The organism is Saccharothrix texasensis, assembly GCF_003752005.1.
Classification (GTDB): domain Bacteria; phylum Actinomycetota; class Actinomycetes; order Mycobacteriales; family Pseudonocardiaceae; genus Actinosynnema; species Actinosynnema texasense.
In genome coordinates this window covers 1759327-1776475 of record NZ_RJKM01000001.1, presented here as the reverse complement: position 1 = coordinate 1776475, position 17149 = coordinate 1759327, and the positions used below count along the sequence as shown (strand labels likewise).

Here is a 17149-nt window from a genome sequence, read left to right as displayed (position 1 = left end):
CTGTACGAGCGCGCGTGTGCCGGTGTACGTTCCCGGCGGGTCTGGGAGCGCTCCCAGACATCCTTCGAGATGAGGAGGGGCTCAGTGAAGCGCTCCACCGCACTGCTCGCGGCTTGCGCGGTGGCCCTCGGCTCAGCGGCGACGATGTTGCCGAACGCCGTGGCCGCCGCCCAGGGCTGCAAGGTCGACTACACCGTCACCAGCCAGTGGTCCGGCGGGTTCCAGGCCGGCGTCAAGGTCACCAACCTCGGCGACCCGGTCAGCGGCTGGTCGCTGACCGTCGCGTTCCCGAACAGCTCCCAGCGGGTCACCCAGGGCTGGAACGCCACCTGGACCCAGTCCGGGTCCACGGCCACCGCCACCAACGTCGACTGGAACCGGACGCTGTCCACCGGCGCGTCGACCGACCTGGGTTTCGTCGGCTCCTACTCGGGCAGCAACCCGACGCCCACGTCGTTCGCGCTCAACGGCGTCGCGTGCACCGGTTCGACCACGGGCACGTCCACCACGACGACGACCACCACCACGACGAACCCGCCGGTCGGCCGCAACCCGGTCGAGATCAACGGCCAGCTGCGGGTGTGCGGCGTCAACCTGTGCAACCAGTACAACCGCCCGGTGCAGCTGCGCGGCATGAGCACGCACGGCATCCAGTGGTTCGACAAGTGCTACAACAACAACTCGTTGGACGCGCTGGCGAACGACTGGAAGTCCGACCTGCTCCGCATCGCGATGTACGTGCAGGAACAGGGCTACGAGACCAACCCGTCCGGGTTCACCAACCGGGTGAACAGCCTGGTCGACATGGCCGAGGCGCGCGGCATGTACGCGATGATCGACTTCCACATCCTCACGCCGGGTGACCCGAACTACAACATCGACCGGGCCAAGACCTTCTTCGCCGCCGTCGCGCAGCGCAACGCGAGCAAGAAGAACGTGATCTACGAGATCGCGAACGAGCCGAACGGCGTGAGCTGGGCGTCGATCAAGAGCTACGCCGAGCAGGTCATCCCGGTGATCCGCGCCGCCGACCCGGACGCCGTCGTCATCGTCGGCACGCGCGCCTGGTCGTCGCTCGGCGTGTCGGAGGGCTCCAGCGAGACCGAGGTCGTCAACAACCCGGTCAACGCCACGAACATCATGTACGCGTTCCACTTCTACGCCGCGAGCCACAAGGACAACTACCGCGCGACCGTGAGCCGTGCCGCGCAGCGCCTGCCGCTGTTCGTGACGGAGTTCGGCACCGTCCTGGCCACCGGCGGCGGCACGTTCGACCGGGCGAGCACCACCGCCTGGCTGGACCTGCTGGACCAGCTCAAGATCGGTTACGCGAACTGGACGTACTCGGACGCGAACGAGAGCAGCGCCGCGTTCCGCCCGGGCACCTGCAACGGCGGTGACTACTCCGGCAGCGGTGTGCTCACCGACTCCGGCGCGTTGCTCAAGAGCCGGATCAGCACGCCGGACAACTTCCCGACCAGCTGAACCACGCTCTACCGAGGACGGGGCTCCGCGTTCGCGCGCGGGGCCCCGTCCTCGTGTCGTCGCCCGATCGGGTGACCGGCCGCTCAGTCCGCGGTCGCCGGGTCCGCGGCCTTCCGGTGGCGGTCGGTGTGGCCGAGGTCGCGGTCGGGGGCGATGCGGTCGCGCACCAGCTGCTTGAGGGCGGCCAGGTCGGGGAAGCCGTCCTGCGCCTTGCGGGACCACAGGGTCTCGCCGTCGAGCCGGACGTCGAACACGCCCCCCGTGCCCGGGATGAGAGCGACCTCGCCCAGTTCGGTGGTGAACGTGGTCAGCAGCTCCTGCGCCGTCCAGCCGGCGCGCAGCAACCAGCGGCACTGCGTGCAGTACTCGATCTCCAGGCGGGGCTCTTTCGCGGTCACCGGCCCAGTATCGCCAGTCGGTCGGCCCGCCGGCGACCTCGGTGGCGGCGGTCACGGCGGTGGGGGGAGGTCGTGAGGTGTGGGGCCGGTGCCAGCCCCCAGAGTTGACACCGGCCCCGCCCGGCGGGAGCGGACGTGGGTCCGCTGTCCACCGGACATCGCCGGCGGTGGCGGTAGCTCCCCCTGAGCACCGCCCCCGCCGGGGGCACCGTCACCCGATGCGGGCGGACTCGGGACCGGTCGGCCCGGTGATCCGGTCGAGTGGCACGGCGGAGGCTTCGACGATCCGCTCGAAGGACACCCCCGCCCGGTCGAAGACCCGTTCCAGCGCCTCGGCGTCGTCGGCGGCGAAGACGCCGAAGTAGCTGTCGTCACCCGGGACGGCGAGGCAGCACCGCAGGACGACGGGCGGTGCGCACAGGTCTGCGGCGGCGCGCACCGCGGCCATCGCGGCGGCGACCTCACGCGGGTTCGCCGCGTGCAGGTAGCACTCCGCCAGGAAGAGCCTGGTCGGCCGCTCCACTCCGACAACGGTCATGCGGGCACTCTCACCCCCGCGCCCCCGCCGGCGCATCGGGGAGCGACCCCACAGTTGCTACCCCTGGCGCAGGAAGTCCAGCCGGGCCAGCTCGCGACGCGTGCGCACACCGGCCTTGCGGTAGATGCGGGTCAGGTGCGCCTCGACCGTCTTCTCGGTCACGTACGCCGCCCCGGCGACCTCCCGGTTGCTCATCCCGGCCGCCACCAACCGCGCGATCCGCAGCTCCGTGGCGGTCAGCTCGTGCTCGTCACCGCGGCGCAGCCCGAGCGTGGCCAGCTCGGCGTCGACCTCCGCCACCCACGACGGCGCGCCCAGCCCGTCGAACACCTCCCGTGCCGCCAGGAGCGCCTCCCGCGCCGCGAGCTTCAACCGCCGCCGCCGCAGCACCCGGCCGCGCACCAGGTCCGTGCGGGCCCGCTCGAACGGCATCGGCAGCAGGTCCGCAGCCTCGGCCGCCGTCGCCAACGCCTCCTCCGCGGCCTGCGGGTCGCCCCACGCCATCCGCACGAGCGCCCGCGACCTGGCCGCGACCACCGTGATCCACGGACGTGGCGCCCGGTCGCGCCGCTCCTCCAGCTCGGCCAGCAGCCGCGTCGCCTCGGCGTGCTCACCCAGCTCGACCACCGCCTCGACCAGGTCGCCGTACAGGGTGCTGATCGGGAAGTCGGCCATGCCGACCTCCGCGCACAGCGCCACCGCCGCCGTCAGGTGCCCGCGCGCCGCGCCCGGGTCGCGCCGGGACAGCTCGACGAACCCCAGCACGGCACGCTGGTGCACCGCGACCCACGGGTCGTCGAGCTCCGTGGCCACCTCCAACCCGCGTGTCGCCGCCTCACGCGCCTGCTCCCACCGGCCGCGGTGCGCGTCCAGCAGAGCGCGGGTGTAGAGCGCGTAGGCGAACCACGGCCGCTGCCCGGACTGCTCCGCCGCCTCCACGGCCTCCGCCGCCCGCCGCCCGGCCCGCGCCCAGTCGCCGAGCCACACGTCCAGCTCGGCCAGGTGCACCAGCCCGTGCACGGCCACCGCCTCGTCCTCGCGCGCGACCTCCTCCCGGTGCGCCGCCTCGACCAGCGCGCGTCCCCGCACCGGGTCCAGGTACTTCGTCAGCACGCGCAGGGTGCTGCGGGCCATCCGCGCCTCACGGGTCTGGCCGGTCGCCGACACCAACGCCGCGCCGCGCTCGACGTCGTCGGCGAACAGCCCCACCCCGGCCAGCAGCCGGTAGTAGGCGCCGGTGATCAGGATGCACGCCACCAGGTCGCTCGGCGCGGCGTCCTCGTGGCCCGTGATCGCCTCCAACGCCTGCTCGGTGTTGCGGCACCGCAGCCGGGTGTCGTGCTGGCAGAACAACGACCGCCGCAGGTAGGCGGACGCCCGCAGCAGCGGGTCGTCGCCGACCTGCGCCAGCGCCTGGTCGGTCAACGCCGTCGCCCGCACCGGGCCGTCCTCGAAGAACACCACGACCGCCAGGTCGATCAGCACCGCCGCCCGCTCCGGACCCGCCGGGACGTCCTCCACGTCGAACGACTCGAGCAGCTTGCGGGCGCCCGACGCGTCACCGGCGTAGTACCGGCACACCACCGCCGAGGCCAGCAGGACGGCCCGTCGCCGGGGGTCGGCCGCGTGCGTCCCGGCCAGCTCCCACAACCGGGCCGCCGCGTCGGGCGCGTTGCGGGCCTGGGCGCTGCGGGCGGCCTCGTCCAACGCGTCGGCGACCGCGGGGTCCGGGCCGTCGGTGCTCAACGCGAGGTGCAGCGCGCGGGTCTCCGGGTCGTCGACGACCCCGGCGAGCCTGCGGTGGACCCGCCTGCGCCCGCTGCCCGACGCGGTGGCGAGCAACGTCGAGCTGAGCAGCGGGTGGGTGAACCGGACCGCGCCCGCCACGATCTCGATCACGCCGCGGTCCTCGGCGTCGACCAGCGCGTCCTCGGCCCGGCGCGGGTCGTCCGACGCCCGGCGCACCAGGTCGACGGTCGGGTGCGACAACGCCGCCGCGCACAGCAGCGCGTCCCGGCCGTGGTCGGTCAGCACGGCGAGCCGGTCGGCGAGCAGCTCCTCGATCGCGCGCGTGGTGGGCAGCGGCAGGCCGAACGCGCCGACCTCGCCGGGATCTGGCAGCGCGCGGGCGATCTCCAAGGCGTAGAACGGGTTGCCGCCGCTGGCCTGGCGCAGGCGGGTCAGCGTCGGCCGGGGCAGCGGCGTGCCCAGGTGCGCGCGGACCAGCCGGTGCAGCGCGCCGACGCTCAACCCGGCCAGCCGCAGGTGCGCCAGGTCGTCACGGGCGGCCAGGCCGAGCGGGACGTCGGGCGGGCGTGCCGACACGACCACCGCGACGTGCTCGTCGGCCAGCCGGCGCACCACGTACCCCAGGACGGCGGCGGTCGGCTCGTCCAGCCACTGCGCGTCGTCCACGGCCAGCACCACCGGCGCGGTCGCGGCCATCGCCCGCACGACGTTGAGCACGGCCACGTGCACCGCGCGCGGGTCGCCGGGCCCGTGCTCGGCGTCGCGGCGCAGCAGCGCGACGTCCAGCGCGGTGCGCTGCGGCCCGGGTAATCGGGCGATCAGCTCGTCGTCCACGCGGTCGACCAGGTCGATCAGGCCGCCGTAGGACAGCCGGGCCTCCGGTTCCGCGGGCCGGCAGGTCAGCACGGCGTACCCGCGCCGTTCGGCGTCCCGCAGCACGTGCTCCCACAACGCGGACTTGCCGATGCCCGCCTCGCCGGACACGACCAGGCAGGCCGAACCCGCCCGCGCCCGGTCGAGCACCTCGGCCGCCACCGCCGCCTCGGGCTCCCGCCCGACCAGCTCCCGCCACTGCCGCACGCGCGCGCCGCCTCCCCGCCGCGGGGAACGCAGCACGACTCCACTATCACCACGAGGTCCGGGCACGGGAAGCCCACCGCTACTGTTCGCGCCATGTACGTCAAGTTGTGCGGACTGCGCACACCGGCCGACGTCGCCGCCGCCGCGGACGCGGGGGCGGACGCGGTCGGTCTCGTGCTCAGCGCGAGCGTCCGGCAGGTCGATCCCGCGACCGCGCGGCGGCTGGTGCGCGAGGCGCCGCCGCACGTGCTGACCATCGGCGTGTTCAGGGGGGTGGCGGCGGCGGACGTGCGCCGGCTCGTCGAGGAGTCCGGTGTCGGGGCGGCGCAGCTGCACGGCGACTACCCGCGTGCCGCGTTCGACGAGCTGGCCGCGGCGGGGGTGCCGCTGGTCCGGGCGGTCACGTTGACGGCGGACACGGACGTGCGGGTCGGCGCCTACGGCGAGCGGATGCTCCTGCTGGACTCGCCCGAGGCGGGTTCCGGCCACCGGTGGGACCTGTCCGCGCTCGACGGCGCCCGGCCCGACGGACACTGGCTGCTCGCGGGCGGTCTCGGCGTGGACGACGTCGCCGAGGCCGTCGTCCGCGCCCGGCCGTGGGGTGTGGACGTGTCGAGCGGCATCGAGGCGAGCCGCGGGGTCAAGGACCACGGGCTCATGCGGGAGTTCGTCGCCGCCGCGCGCTCCGCCTGACGGCCGGCCGTGCGTGGGTCCGCGCGGTGCGCCGTCCGGGCCGGGAGTCGAGTGTGACGGCTGTCGGAAGGCCGACCAGTGCCCGGTATGTAGGGTCGGGCTGTGTCCGAGGAACGGCTGTCCGACGTGCTGGCCCGCCGGGTCGTGGTGGTGGACGGCGGGCTGTCGACCGCGCTCACGGCCGCCGGCCACGACCTGTCCGACTCGCTCTGGTCGGCCCGCCTGCTGCTCACCGACCCGGCCGCGATCACGGCCGCGCACCTGGCCTACTACCGGGCGGGCGCCGAGGTCGCGATCACGTCCGGCTACCAGGCCACGTTCGAGGGCTTCGCCCGCCGCGGGCTCACCGCGGCGGAGACGGCGGGCCTGCTGCGCGACAGCGTGGCGCTGGCCCGCCGCGCCGCGTCCGAAGTGGACGGGCCGCGGTGGGTGGCGGCGTCGGTGGGACCTTACGGCGCGATGCTCGCCGACGGCTCGGAGTACCGCGGCCGGTACGGCCTGGGACGGGGCGCGCTGGAGTCGTTCCACCGGCCCCGGATCGAGGTGCTGGCCGAGGCGGGGGCCGACGTGCTCGCGGTCGAGACGATCCCCGACGTGGAGGAGGCGGAGGCGGTGCTGCGGGTGGTCGCCGGGTCGGGCGTCCCGCTGTGGCTGTCCTACAGCGCGCGGGGCACGCGGACGTGCGCCGGCCAACCGTTGGCGGAGGCGTTCGAGGCGGTGCGCGGGGTGGCCGAGGTGGTCGCGGTCGGCGTCAACTGCTGCGACCCGGCCGACGTCGACGGGGCCGTGGCCACCGCCCGGGAGGTCACCGGCAAACCCGTCGTCGTGTACCCGAACAGCGGCGAGAGCTGGGACGCCACCACCCGGAGCTGGACCGGCGCACCGGCCTTCGACCTCGCGCGGGTGGCCGGCTGGGTGGCGGGCGGCGCCCGGCTGGTCGGCGGCTGTTGCCAGGTCGGCCCGGGCACGATCCGCGACCTGGCCGCCGTGCTGAGGGGCTGATCGGGCCGGCGGCCGGGCGGGTCAGCCGCGGCCGATGAAGGGCATCGTGGTGGCCATGACCGTCATGAACTGCACGTTGGCGTCCAGCGGCAGGCCGGCCATGTAGCGGACCGCGTCGGCGACGTGCGAGACGTCCATGGTCGGTTCGGCGGCGATCGAGTCGTCGGCTTGCCGGACCCCGGCGGACATCCGCTCCGTCAACGGGGTCGCGGCGTTGCCGATGTCGATCTGGCCGCAGGCGATGCGGTGGCGGCGGCCCTCCAGGGAGATCGACTTCGTCAGCCCGGTGATGGCGTGCTTGCTCGCGTTGTAGGCCACCGCGTCGGGGCGCGGGGTGTGGGCGGAGACCGAGCCGTTGTTGATGATCCGGCCGCCCTGCGGGTCCTGCTCGCGCATCACCCGGAACGCGGCGCAGGCGCACAGGAACGCGCCGGTCAGGTTCGTGTCGACCACCCTGGACCACTGCTCGACGGTGACGTCCTCCAGCGGCGTCGCGGGCACGTTCGTCCCGGCGTTGTTGACCAGCAGGTCGACCCGGCCCCACCGCTCGCGCACGGTGGCGAAGAGCGCGTCGACGGACGCCTCGACCGTGACGTCGGTCGGCACGACCAGGACGTGCCCGGCCGGCGCCCGGTCGGCGGTCCCGGTCAGCGCGTCCGCGCGCCGCCCGGCGAGCGCGACCCGGTGACCGGCGTCGAGCAGCGCGCGGGCGACCGCGCGCCCCACGCCCGAACCGGCGCCCGTCACCACGGAAACCGGGGCCATGGCGTTCTCCTCCCAGCCGACGTCGACGGTCGCGTCGACCACCTCTGTCTACCTGATCCGGTCCGCCCGGAAGGCCGAACCCCGGCACGAGGGCGGTCGGTCACGCGTCGGGCGGCGCTCGTCCCGGTACGGTGTCGACGTGGCGGCGGACGTCGGCAGGACCCCCAGGGCGGAGCAGGTCGGAGCTACGCGGCAGCAGATCCTCGCCACGGCGGAACGGCTGTTCGCGGAGCGGGGCCTGTACGCGGTGTCCAACCGGCAGATCAGCGCCGCCGCCGGGCAGGGGAACAACACCGCCGTCGGCTACCACTTCGGCGCCAAGGCCGACCTCGTGCGGGCGATCATGCTCCGGCACACCTCCCGCATCGAGTCGTCGCGGCGGGAGGCGGTGGCCGCCGTCGCCGGGTCGCGCGACGTCCGCGACTGGGTGGCCTGCCTGGTCCGCCCGGTGACCACCTACCTGGCCTCGTCGGGCGACCCGACCTGGTTCGCCCGGTTCAGCGCGCAGGTGATGACCGACCCCGCGTTCCGGGTGATCCTGGCCGAGGAGGCGCTGGCCGAGGACTCGTTGCGCCACGTGGTGGAGAACCTGGTCGGGCTCCTGCCCGACATGCCCGCGGACGTGCGCGAGGACCGCGCCGGCATGGTCCGGCACCTCATCGTGCACGTGTGCGCCGAGCGGGAACGGGCACTCGCGGAGGGGACCGAGACGCCGAGGTCCACTTGGGACGAGACGGCGAACGGCCTGATCGACGCGATCACCGGGCTGTGGACGGCGCCGCACACCGCCGACCCCGCGCAGGGACGGCCGGACGGGAGCCCGCGGGCTCCCGGTTCAGGCGAAGAACTCGGTGAAGTGGTCGATCACGGTCTGCGGTGACTCCTCGACCAGGTAGTGGCCCGAGTCGGGGACGACGACGACCCGCACGTCCGTCGCCTGGTTGGGCAGGGTCGCCCGCATCTGCGCGGCGAAGGCGCCGTCGGCGAGGTTGGACACCATGCCCAGGACCGGCGCCGTCACCCGGCCGTAGTCGGCGAGGTCGACCACGTCCTGCCCGAACGTGCCGTACCAGGCGTTGCCGCCCCGGATGTTGTCCGGGTCGTCGTAGTGGTGCGCGTACACCGCGCGGTCCAGCTCGCCGACGGCGTCGCGGTTCAGCAGGAAGTTGTCGAAGATCCAGTCGACGAGCAGCCGCGAGCGCCCCGCGAGGAGCCGTTCGGGCAGCCCGGCGACCTGGTTGAACGCGAACCACCAGGGGTGGTAGGGCTGTCCGGGCAGGGGCACCATGCGCAGCTCGTACACCGACTCGTCCGGGTGCAGGATGTCGAGCATGGCGATGCGGCCGGTGGCCTCGGGGTGGTTGGCGGCGAAGCTGAACGCGATCTGCGCGCCGATGTCGTGGCCCGCGATGTCGACCCGGTCGTAGCCCAGGGCCCGCACCAGGCCGCGGACCGCGGTGGCCATGCTCTTCTTGTCGTAGCCGCCGGCCGGTTTGGCGGAGGTGCCCATGCCCGGCAGGTCGGCCGCGATGACGCGGCGCCCGGCGGCGGCGAGCGCGGGCATGACCTTGCGGAACTCCCACCAGGTCTCCGGCCAGCCGGGCAGCAGGAGCAACGGCTTGCCGGTGCCGCCCGCGACGTAGTGCAGGCGCAGACCGTCCGCGGTGACGTGGTCGCTGCGGAACCCGCCACCCAACGACCGGGCCAGCTCGGCGTCGGTGGGAACGGCGGACCGCGTGGCGCCCGCGGAGGTCCTCGTCGAAGTCTTCAGGTCATCGTTCCTCGTCACGTCGCATTCCTCTTCCCGACGTCCGGGCACGCCGGCGGCCAACGCGTTCTGCGATTTCGCCGGGTATTCCAAGCGGCGTGGGCGAACGTCTCCATCGGGTGTGCGGTAATGGCCATCGTGTATTACGGAACCGGTCAGTGCTTCTTTCAGGTTGCCCTTCACCCGGAAAACGTGTCGTCCGGGCGTGGGTGTCTGTTAAAGGCGGCGCAGTGGGGTGTCGCGCCATTCAGTGGGCAGGCGGGCGCCCGGTGTTGCGTCGTCCGGGTGATGCGGATCGGCGTCGCATCGGAGCGAGACCACTTCTCGGGTGGGTTTGCGCTGGTCGCCGGGCAGAGGTGAGTGCAACTCATGAGTTGCGCATCTTGCGCACTGTGTGCAACCATCCGATTGCGGTCAGTGGCGACCGAAGGGTTCTCGCGGTGCGCGCCCGGCCCGGAGACGTGCCGATGTCGACCACGCCGGGTCCTGGAGAAGGGAACACCTCTTGACCGCCGAGATCACCACCTCGCCGGCCCGCTTCACCGGTCGCGAGCGGCTGGTCCTGCTGATCCTGCTCGGCGCCGGGTTCATGCTGTCCGTCGACTTCTCCATCCTCAACGTCGCGCTGCCCCAGGTGGGCGAGGGCGTCGGGTTGGACCTGTCGGCGCTGCCGTGGATCGCCTCCGCCTACGCCCTACCCGCCGCCGGTTTCACCCTGCTGTTCGGGCGGTTGGCCGACCTGTTCGGCAGGCGCCGGCTGCTCCTGGGCGGCATGGTGCTGCTGACCGGCGCGTCGCTGCTCGGCGGCTTCGCCACCAACCCCGGGATGCTGCTGAGCGCCCGCGCCCTCCAAGGGCTGTCCACCGCCATGACCATCCCGGCGGCGTTGTCCCTGCTGACCACGACGTTCGAGGAAGGCGCGCGGCGCGACCGCGTCCTGGGCCTCAACGGCGCGCTCCAGTCCGGTGGCTTCACCGTCGGCGCGCTCGTCGGCGGCGCCATGGTCAGCCTGCTGAGCTGGCGCGCCGCGTTCTTCATCAACGTCCCCGTCGCGGTGCTGATCCTGGTGGCGACGCCGATGCTGATCGGCGAGAGCAGGAAGCCGGAGCGGGTGAAGCCGGACGTGCCCGGCGCGGTCGCGGTGACCGGCGGTCTGCTGGCCGTGGTCTACGCGATCGTGGAGCGCAGCGTCGCCGCGGCGGTCGTCGGCGTCGTGCTGCTGGCCGCGTTCTGGGTGATCGAGCTGCGTGCCGCCGCGCCGCTGACGCCGGTGCGGATCCTCAGTCGCCCCACGGTGAAGTGGGGCAACTACGCCGGTCTCGTCATCCTCACCATGGAGACGGCGATGATCTTCCTGATGACGCTGTACCTGCAGCGCGTCCTGGGGCTCACCCCGCTGGTCACCGGTCTGGTCTTCGGCGTGCCGGGGCTGGCGGCGGTGTTCGCGGGGCCGGTCGCCGGGCGCTTCATCGGCCGGCACGGCTACCGGAAGGTGCTGGTCGCCGGCATGACCGTGCAGGCCCTCGCGACGGTGCCGCTGGTGTTCGTCGGCGCCGACCGCCTCGGCCTGGTCATCCTGCTGCCGGCGCTGTTCGTCGGCTTCTTCGGCCACGTGGCGGCCATCGTCGCCTACACCGTGACCGGCACGTCCGGCCTGCCGAACGAGGAGCAGGGCCTGGCCACCGGCCTCACCTCGATGACCCAGCAGGTCGCGATCACGATCGGCATCCCCGTCCTCAGCGCGGTCGCGGCCACCGGGGGCACCGAGCTGGCCGGCATCCACCTGGCCCTGGCGGTGAACGTCGTCTTCACGTTCACCGGCATCGTGCTCGTCTGGTTCGGACTGCGCCCGCGCGACGGGGCCGCGGTTCGGTAGCGGGCGCGGAGGGCATTCCCGAAAGGCCGCGGCGACGGTTCCCCGGCCGTTCTTCGGCATTTTCCGACACATTCCGGCAGGGTGCGCGGAAATTTCGTCCGATGGGCGCGGAGGCAATCCGCGAGTAGTTCCGGGCAGGCCTCGACCATAACGTGGAGCGCACGGGCCGATTCCGGTCGTCCACCCCACGTGAGGAGCAGCATGGACATCACGGGCAAGGCGGTCCTGGTGACCGGGGCCAACCGCGGCATCGGGAAGGCGTTGGTCGAGGAGGCGCTGCGGCGGGGCGCCGCGCGGGTCTACGCCGGCACCCGCCGACCCCTGTCGCACCCGGACGGGCGCGTCGTGCCGGTCACCTTGGACGTCACCGACGCCGCGCACATCCGGGCGGCCGTCGAGCGGGTCGACACCCTCGACGTCCTCGTCAACAACGCCGGCGTCCTGGAGTTCGACGACCTGGCGGACCGGGAGCTGCTCGACCGGATGCTCGCGGTCAACTTCTACGGCGTGCGCGACGTGACCATGGCGTTCCTGCCCAAGCTGGTGGAAGGCGGCGGCGCCGTCGCGAGCAACATCTCGGTGAACGGTTTCGTGGCGCTCCCGCTGAGCGCGTCGTACTCGATCTCGAAGGCGGCCGTGCTCGCGATGTCCCAGTCGCTGCGCGCCATCCTGGCGTCCCGGGGGGTGAACGTGCACTCGATCCTCACCGGCCCGGTGGACACGGACATGACCGCCGGGCTGGAGATCGCCGAGAAGGCGTCGCCGGAACTGGTGGCGCGCAACATCCTCGACGGGATCGAGGAAGGCGCCGAGGACATCTTCCCCGACCCGTTGTCGCAGGGCCTGGCCGACGACTGGCGCGCCGGCCTGCACAAGGCACTCGAACGGCAGTTCGCGGCGGTCTACGAGGCTGCGACACGGGGGTAGCGCTCAGGACGGGGACGTCAGCGGGCCGGGCCGGCGCTCGGCGCGCCGCAGGGCGACGGCGAGCGCGGCGAGGAAGACGATGCCGGCGACCACGGTCAGGCTGTTGAGGACGATGACGGTCGTCAGGGTGCCCGCCATCACCTCGCCCGCGGAGGTCTGGGTCGGCGCGCCCACCGCGATCACGAACGTCAGCACGCCCGAGGCGGCCAGCACCAGCCACGTCAGCGCCGCGCCCGCCACGTGCGCGGCGCTGCGCCGCCAGGCCCACCACAGCCAGACAGCGAGCCCGGGAGCCGCCCACACCCAGTGGAACGGCCAGGACACCGGCGACACCAGCAGGCCGGTGACGGCGCAGGTGAAGATGCCGACCGCCTCCAGGCCGCGCCGGCTCGCCCACGCGGCGACCGCCAGCCCGGCGACGCCGACCGGGACCGCCGACGCCAGCCAGAACCACTGCGTGCTCAGCACACCGGGCAGGTGCGCGAGCACACCGCGGATCGACTGGTTGAACGGCGCCGCGCCCGGCGTCATCATCCGCCCGATGTCGACGACGAGCCCGCCCGCCCAGCGCGCCGACGGCCCGGGCAGCACGAGGAAGCCGACGAGCACGGTGGCCGCGAACGTCGCCGAGGCCACCGCGGCGGCGCGGACGCGCCGGGTGAACAGCAGGTAGGCGATGAAGATGAGCGGCAGCAGCTTGATCCCGGCCGCGATCCCGATGGCGACGCCCTGGAAGCGCCCGGTCCGGCGGGTCAGGTCGGCCACGAGCAGCAGCAGGAGCAGGATGTTGATCTGGCCGACGGTGAAGTTCAGCATCACCGGCGCCAGGGGCAGCGCGGCGACCGCGGCCAGGAGGGCGACCTTCGCCCGCCGGTCCCGCGACCGGGGCGCCACCAGCCCGAGGGCCAGCCAGATCGCCGCTTCGAGCGCGAGCACGTTGACGAAGGTCCACCCGGCGAACGCGACGGGCACGCCGGCCAGGCCCAGGACGGAGAGCACCACCGCGCCGAACGGCGGGTAGGTGAAGGGGTACCCCTCCGCGGTCGCGACGTCGTAGGGCGAGATGCCGTGCAGCACCGCCGAGCCGGCGACGTGGTAGACCCGGAAGTCCGGTCCGATCAGCCACAGCGGGTGGGGCTGCGCGATGGCGGCGACGAGGACGGCCGTCACCGCCGCCGCGATGGCGAGCGCGGCCACCACGATCCCGGCCGAGAGGCGGTTCGTCGTCGCGGGGTGCTCCGGGACCTCGGTCCTGGTCATGGGCCAGTCCTCACGTTGCCGGGTCGACGGGCGCGCCACCGCGGACTCCGGGTGCCGCTCGACGTGCCGAGCGCGCGTGATTCCACCTCCGCGGAACCACTCCGTCCCTCTCTACTGGTTCCGGGTTCGCGCCGACTACCGCTGACCGGGCGACCGCGGCCGGTGACGCACCGGTGCCGGGGCGCGTTCGGCCGATCACGTTGCGTCGTGCGCCGATCGCCGGCAGTCTTATTAAGTCAGTTGATTGAATCAAGCTCGAGGAGGCGGTCGCGGTGGCGCTCGGAGACACCGACCACGTGCTGGACTACCCGATCCCCGGTCCGGCCGCGCTGGAGCCGCCCGCGGAGTGGGCCGAGCTGCGGCAGGGGTGCCCGGTCGCCCACGTCCGGCTGCCCAGCGGCGACGCGGCCCGGCTGCTGACCCGCTACGACGACGTCAAGCAGGTGCTGGCGGACCCCAGGTTCACCCGCAACCTCGACGCGCCGGACGCGGCCCGGATCGCGGCGAACGAGTCCGGCGGCGTGTTCAACAGCGGCCTGGGCAAGGCCATGCGCGAGGAGTACCACCAGCAGTGGCGGCGCATGGTCGGCAAGTGGTTCACCGCCAAGCGCATGACGGCGCTGCGGCCGGGCATCGAGGCGATGGCCGAGCGGCTGCTCGACGACATGGTGGCGGGCGGCGCGCCCGCCGACCTGAAGGCCGCGCTCGGCTTCCCGCTGCCGGTGTGGGTCATCTGCGACATGCTCGGCGTGCCCGGGAGCGACCGGGACAAGTTCGCCTACTGGTCGAACACCCTGCTCAGCCTCACCCGCTACGCGCAGGCCGAGATCGACGCCGCGCAGGCCGAGTTCGCCGCCTACATGAGCGCCCACATCGCCGCGACCAGGGCGGACCCGGGCGACGACCTGATCAGCGAGCTGATCACCGCCGCGGCGGGCGCCGGCCACGTCATGCCGGACGAGGCGCTGCTGGCCACCTCGCAGGGCCTGCTGGTGGCCGGGCACGAGACCACGGCCAACATGATCGGCAAGATGGTCGGGATGCTGCTGGCCGACCGGACGCGGTGGGAGGCGCTGCTGGCCGACCCGTCACTGGTGCGCACGGCGGTGGAAGAGGCGTTGCGCGCCGACGCCAACCCCGGGTTCGGCATCCCGCGCTACATCACCGAGGACGCCGAGATCGGCGGCAGCGTGATCCCGCGCGGCACGACCGTGGTGTGCAACCTGGCCGCGGCCAACCGGGACGAGGACGTCTTCGCCGACGCCGCCGAGCTGGACCTGGCGCGCACCCCGAACACGCACCTGGCGTTCGGCTCGGGCGCGCACGCGTGCCTGGGGCAGTCGTTGGCCCGCACCGAGCTGCAAGCCGTGCTGGACGTGCTGCTGCGCCGCCTGCCGACCCTGGAGCTGGCCGTGCCCGCGGCCGAGCTGGAGCGCGTCGACGGCCTGGTCGTCGGCGGTCTGCAGGAACTGCCCGTCCGCTGGTGACGGCGACGAGACCCGAGGAGAGCGACAGATGAAGGTCACCGTGGACGAGGACAAGTGCTGCGGGGCGGGCTCCTGCGTGCTGGCCGCGCCGGACGTGTTCGACCAGCGGGACGAGGACGGCGTGGTGGTGCTGCTCGACCCCGAACCCGCCGAGCACCTGCACGCCGCGGTCCGCGAGGCCGCCGAGGTGTGCCCGGCGGCGGCGATCCTGCTGGGCGAGCGGGCGTGACACCCGCTCCCGAGGTGTCCGACGTGCTCGTCGTCGGCGCCTCGGCCGCCGGCCTGGCCACCGCCGAGGCGTTGCGCCGCAAGGGCTACACCGGCGGGCTGACCCTGCTCGGCGACGAGGCGCACCCGCCGTACGACCGGCCCCCGCTGTCCAAGCACGTCCTGTCCGGCGCGTGGGAGCCCGAACGCGCCCGGCTGCGCGGCCAGGACGCGCTCGACGGGCTGGGCGCGAGGTTCGTGCTCGGCGACCCGGCCGTGTCGCTGGACCCGGCCGCGCGCGGCGTGCGCACGGCGTCGGGGACCGTGCTGCGGGCCGACGCGGTGGTCGTCGCGACCGGCGCGCGGCCCAGGACCCTGCCGGACCAGGAGGGACTGGGCGGTGTGCACGTGCTGCGCACCGTGGGTGACGCGGTCGCGTTGCGGGCCGACCTGCTCACCGCCGAACGGCTGGTGGTGGTGGGCGACGGCGTGCTCGGCGCGGAGGTCGCCGCCACGGCGCGCGGCCTCGGCCTGGACGTCACCCTCGCCGGGCCGCAGCCCGCGCCCCTGGCCGCCCGGCTGGGACCGCTCGTGTCCGGTCTGCTCGCCGACCTGCACGCCGGGCACGGTGTCCGGCTGCGCCTCGGCGCCGCCGTGCTCGGCCTGACCGGGCGGGACGGGCGCGTCACCGGCGTGCGGCTGGACACCGGCGACGTGCTGCCGGCCGACGTCGTCGTGGTCGCGCTGGGCGCGGTCCCGAACACCGACTGGCTGCTCGACAGCGGCCTGCTGCTCGACAACGGCGTGGTCTGCGACGCGAGGTGCCGTGCCGCAGCCGGCGTCTACGCGGTCGGCGACGTGGCGCGGTGGCACCACGAGCACCTGGGTTCGTCGCTGCGCCTGGAGAACCGGACCAACGCCACCGAGCAGGCCGGGGTGGTGGCCGACAACATCCTCGGCGCGGACCGCGCGTACACGCCCGTGCCGTACTTCTGGACCGACCAGTTCGACGCCAAGCTCCAGGTCTTCGGCCGGCTGCCCGTCGACGCGGAGGTGTCCGTCGTGGACGGTGACGTCACCGCGCGCCGGTTCGTCGCGCTCTACCGGCTCGCGGGCGAGCCGGTAGGCGTGCTCGGCTGGAACATGCCCAAGCAGGCCCGCCTGCTCCGGCAACGCCTGCTCGGTCAGGCGCCGACCCCCGGGAGGGCGAGGACGACGGCGTGACCCGAGGTCACTTGGACCAGGTGATGGGCGACTTGTCGTAGCCGTCGCCGTTGGCGTAGCCGGCGGCGGCGACCGCGGCGCCCTCGCGGGCTCCCTGGAGCACGCACGTCTCGTACTTCGCGCCCACGGTGGTGAAGTCCTTCTTCGCCGTCTCCGACTCGCACTGCTTCGTGTCGCCGCTGATGATGACGCCGGTGCCCTTGCCGTCCGCGCCGAGCGCCCGCAGGCTCAGCGAGCTGTAGGACAGGTCGGTGCCGCCGACGTTCTCCACGGTCACCCTGATGTAGAACGGCGTGATGCCCTTGGCCTTCTCGCCGAACGCGGCCAGGTCGGCGTTGGCGCCCTGGTCGATCGCGGTGACGGTGATGGCGATCGTGCCGTTCTTCTCGGTGCCGTACTTGAACGGGACCACCGCGCGGTCGCCGACCTTGAGCTCGGTGCCGGGCGCGGTGACGTCGCTCACGGGTGTGTCGTCGGCCGGGGCGGGCGCCTTGCTCTTCGACGTGGTGCTCGTGGTGCTCGTCGTGGTCTCGGTCGTCGCCTCGGTGGCGCCGGGCGAGGCGGTGCCCGTGGTGGCGTCGCCGCAGGCCGTCAGGAGCAGCGCGAGCGCGCCCACGGAAGCGATCAGCGTGCGGTTGACCTGCATGAACGACACTCCTCGAGCTGAACGGGGCCGGCGCGTGCGCGCGG

At 73.5% G+C, this 17149-nt stretch carries 16 protein-coding genes; 9 read left to right on the top strand and 7 right to left on the bottom strand.

Annotated features, from left to right (window positions below; genetic code table 11):
• The first annotated feature begins 84 nt into the window (after positions 1-84).
• On the top strand, positions 85-1485 hold the full coding sequence (locus EDD40_RS06525; protein ID WP_123742082.1) for a cellulase family glycosylhydrolase: 1401 nt from the start codon (positions 85-87) through the stop codon (positions 1483-1485).
• Between the two features lie 83 nt (positions 1486-1568).
• On the opposite strand, the gene EDD40_RS06520 is transcribed toward EDD40_RS06525, so the two are convergent.
• The 3 genes from EDD40_RS06520 to EDD40_RS06510 all read right to left on the bottom strand — a co-directional run bounded on the left by EDD40_RS06520 (position 1569) and on the right by EDD40_RS06510 (position 5286).
• A complete protein-coding gene (locus EDD40_RS06520; protein ID WP_123742081.1) occupies positions 1569-1883 on the bottom strand; it encodes an Rdx family protein in 315 nt (104 codons plus the stop codon).
• A 211-nt stretch (positions 1884-2094) separates the two neighbouring features.
• Positions 2095-2421: a hypothetical protein gene (locus tag EDD40_RS06515; protein ID WP_148088704.1), complete on the bottom strand. Its 327-nt coding sequence runs from the start codon at positions 2419-2421 to the stop codon at positions 2095-2097.
• Between the two features lie 57 nt (positions 2422-2478).
• Positions 2479-5286 (bottom strand): ATP-binding protein, encoded by a 2808-nt coding sequence (locus EDD40_RS06510; RefSeq protein ID WP_170184974.1) that lies wholly within the window; start codon positions 5284-5286, stop codon positions 2479-2481.
• A 57-nt stretch (positions 5287-5343) separates the two neighbouring features.
• On the opposite strand from EDD40_RS06510, the gene EDD40_RS06505 reads away from it, so the two are divergent.
• Together EDD40_RS06505 and mmuM are read left to right on the top strand one after the other, a co-directional pair.
• The gene (locus EDD40_RS06505; protein ID WP_123742078.1) at positions 5344-5943 is read left to right on the top strand and encodes a phosphoribosylanthranilate isomerase; all 600 of its coding nucleotides are present in this window, start codon (positions 5344-5346) and stop codon (positions 5941-5943) included.
• A gap of 102 nt (positions 5944-6045) precedes the next feature.
• Positions 6046-6945: a homocysteine S-methyltransferase gene (mmuM, locus tag EDD40_RS06500; RefSeq protein ID WP_123742077.1), complete on the top strand. Its 900-nt coding sequence runs from the start codon at positions 6046-6048 to the stop codon at positions 6943-6945.
• A gap of 21 nt (positions 6946-6966) precedes the next feature.
• On the opposite strand, the gene EDD40_RS06495 is transcribed toward mmuM, so the two are convergent.
• Positions 6967-7710, bottom strand: coding sequence for an SDR family oxidoreductase (locus EDD40_RS06495; protein ID WP_123742076.1), 744 nt, complete (start codon positions 7708-7710; stop codon positions 6967-6969).
• Between the two features lie 139 nt (positions 7711-7849).
• Between EDD40_RS06495 and EDD40_RS06490 the strand changes: the two genes are divergently transcribed.
• A complete protein-coding gene (locus EDD40_RS06490; RefSeq protein WP_246037473.1) occupies positions 7850-8590 on the top strand; it encodes a TetR/AcrR family transcriptional regulator in 741 nt (246 codons plus the stop codon).
• On the opposite strand, the gene EDD40_RS06485 is transcribed toward EDD40_RS06490, so the two are convergent.
• Positions 8546-9499, bottom strand: a complete 954-nt coding sequence (locus EDD40_RS06485; RefSeq protein WP_246037471.1) for an alpha/beta fold hydrolase — start codon at positions 9497-9499, stop codon at positions 8546-8548. The genes EDD40_RS06490 and EDD40_RS06485 overlap by 45 nt on opposite strands.
• A gap of 484 nt (positions 9500-9983) precedes the next feature.
• Between EDD40_RS06485 and EDD40_RS06480 the strand changes: the two genes are divergently transcribed.
• Complete coding sequence (locus tag EDD40_RS06480) at positions 9984-11354, top strand: MFS transporter (RefSeq protein ID WP_211348104.1); 1371 nt, start codon at positions 9984-9986, stop codon at positions 11352-11354.
• Between the two features lie 201 nt (positions 11355-11555).
• Entirely contained in the window at positions 11556-12281 is a 726-nt protein-coding gene (locus tag EDD40_RS06475) for an SDR family NAD(P)-dependent oxidoreductase (RefSeq protein WP_123742074.1), read from the top strand.
• Between the two features lie 3 nt (positions 12282-12284).
• Here EDD40_RS06475 and EDD40_RS06470 read toward each other — a convergent pair whose 3' ends face one another.
• On the bottom strand, positions 12285-13541 hold the full coding sequence (locus tag EDD40_RS06470; protein ID WP_123742073.1) for a glycosyltransferase 87 family protein: 1257 nt from the start codon (positions 13539-13541) through the stop codon (positions 12285-12287).
• A 272-nt stretch (positions 13542-13813) separates the two neighbouring features.
• Between EDD40_RS06470 and EDD40_RS06465 the strand changes: the two genes are divergently transcribed.
• Genes EDD40_RS06465 through EDD40_RS06455 form a run of 3 tightly spaced genes read left to right on the top strand, consistent with a single transcriptional unit; the run spans position 13814 to position 16459 of the window.
• Complete coding sequence (locus tag EDD40_RS06465) at positions 13814-15028, top strand: cytochrome P450 (protein ID WP_123742072.1); 1215 nt, start codon at positions 13814-13816, stop codon at positions 15026-15028.
• Between the two features lie 28 nt (positions 15029-15056).
• The gene (locus EDD40_RS06460; RefSeq protein ID WP_123742071.1) at positions 15057-15257 is read left to right on the top strand and encodes a ferredoxin; all 201 of its coding nucleotides are present in this window, start codon (positions 15057-15059) and stop codon (positions 15255-15257) included.
• On the top strand, positions 15254-16459 hold the full coding sequence (locus tag EDD40_RS06455; RefSeq protein WP_123742070.1) for an NAD(P)/FAD-dependent oxidoreductase: 1206 nt from the start codon (positions 15254-15256) through the stop codon (positions 16457-16459). Before EDD40_RS06460 ends, EDD40_RS06455 begins: the two co-directional genes overlap by 4 nt.
• Before the next feature lie 7 nt (positions 16460-16466).
• Here the strand turns inward: EDD40_RS06455 and EDD40_RS06450 are convergent, their stop codons facing one another.
• Positions 16467-17105: a hypothetical protein gene (locus EDD40_RS06450; RefSeq protein ID WP_123747809.1), complete on the bottom strand. Its 639-nt coding sequence runs from the start codon at positions 17103-17105 to the stop codon at positions 16467-16469.
• Between the last annotated feature and the right edge of the window lie 44 nt (positions 17106-17149).

Excerpts from the sequence above, each read along its gene's own strand:
- EDD40_RS06515 (WP_148088704.1), bottom strand. The coding sequence starts at position 2,421 with ATGACCGTTGTCGGAGTGGAGCGGCCGACCAGGCTCTTCCTGGCGGAG.
- EDD40_RS06505 (WP_123742078.1), top strand. The coding sequence starts at position 5,344 with ATGTACGTCAAGTTGTGCGGACTGCGCACACCGGCCGACGTCGCCGCC.
- EDD40_RS06495 (WP_123742076.1), bottom strand. The coding sequence starts at position 7,710 with ATGGCCCCGGTTTCCGTGGTGACGGGCGCCGGTTCGGGCGTGGGGCGC.
- EDD40_RS06475 (WP_123742074.1), top strand. The coding sequence starts at position 11,556 with ATGGACATCACGGGCAAGGCGGTCCTGGTGACCGGGGCCAACCGCGGC.
- EDD40_RS06470 (WP_123742073.1), bottom strand. The coding sequence starts at position 13,541 with ATGACCAGGACCGAGGTCCCGGAGCACCCCGCGACGACGAACCGCCTC.
- EDD40_RS06460 (WP_123742071.1), top strand. The coding sequence starts at position 15,057 with ATGAAGGTCACCGTGGACGAGGACAAGTGCTGCGGGGCGGGCTCCTGC.
- EDD40_RS06450 (WP_123747809.1), bottom strand. The coding sequence starts at position 17,105 with ATGCAGGTCAACCGCACGCTGATCGCTTCCGTGGGCGCGCTCGCGCTG.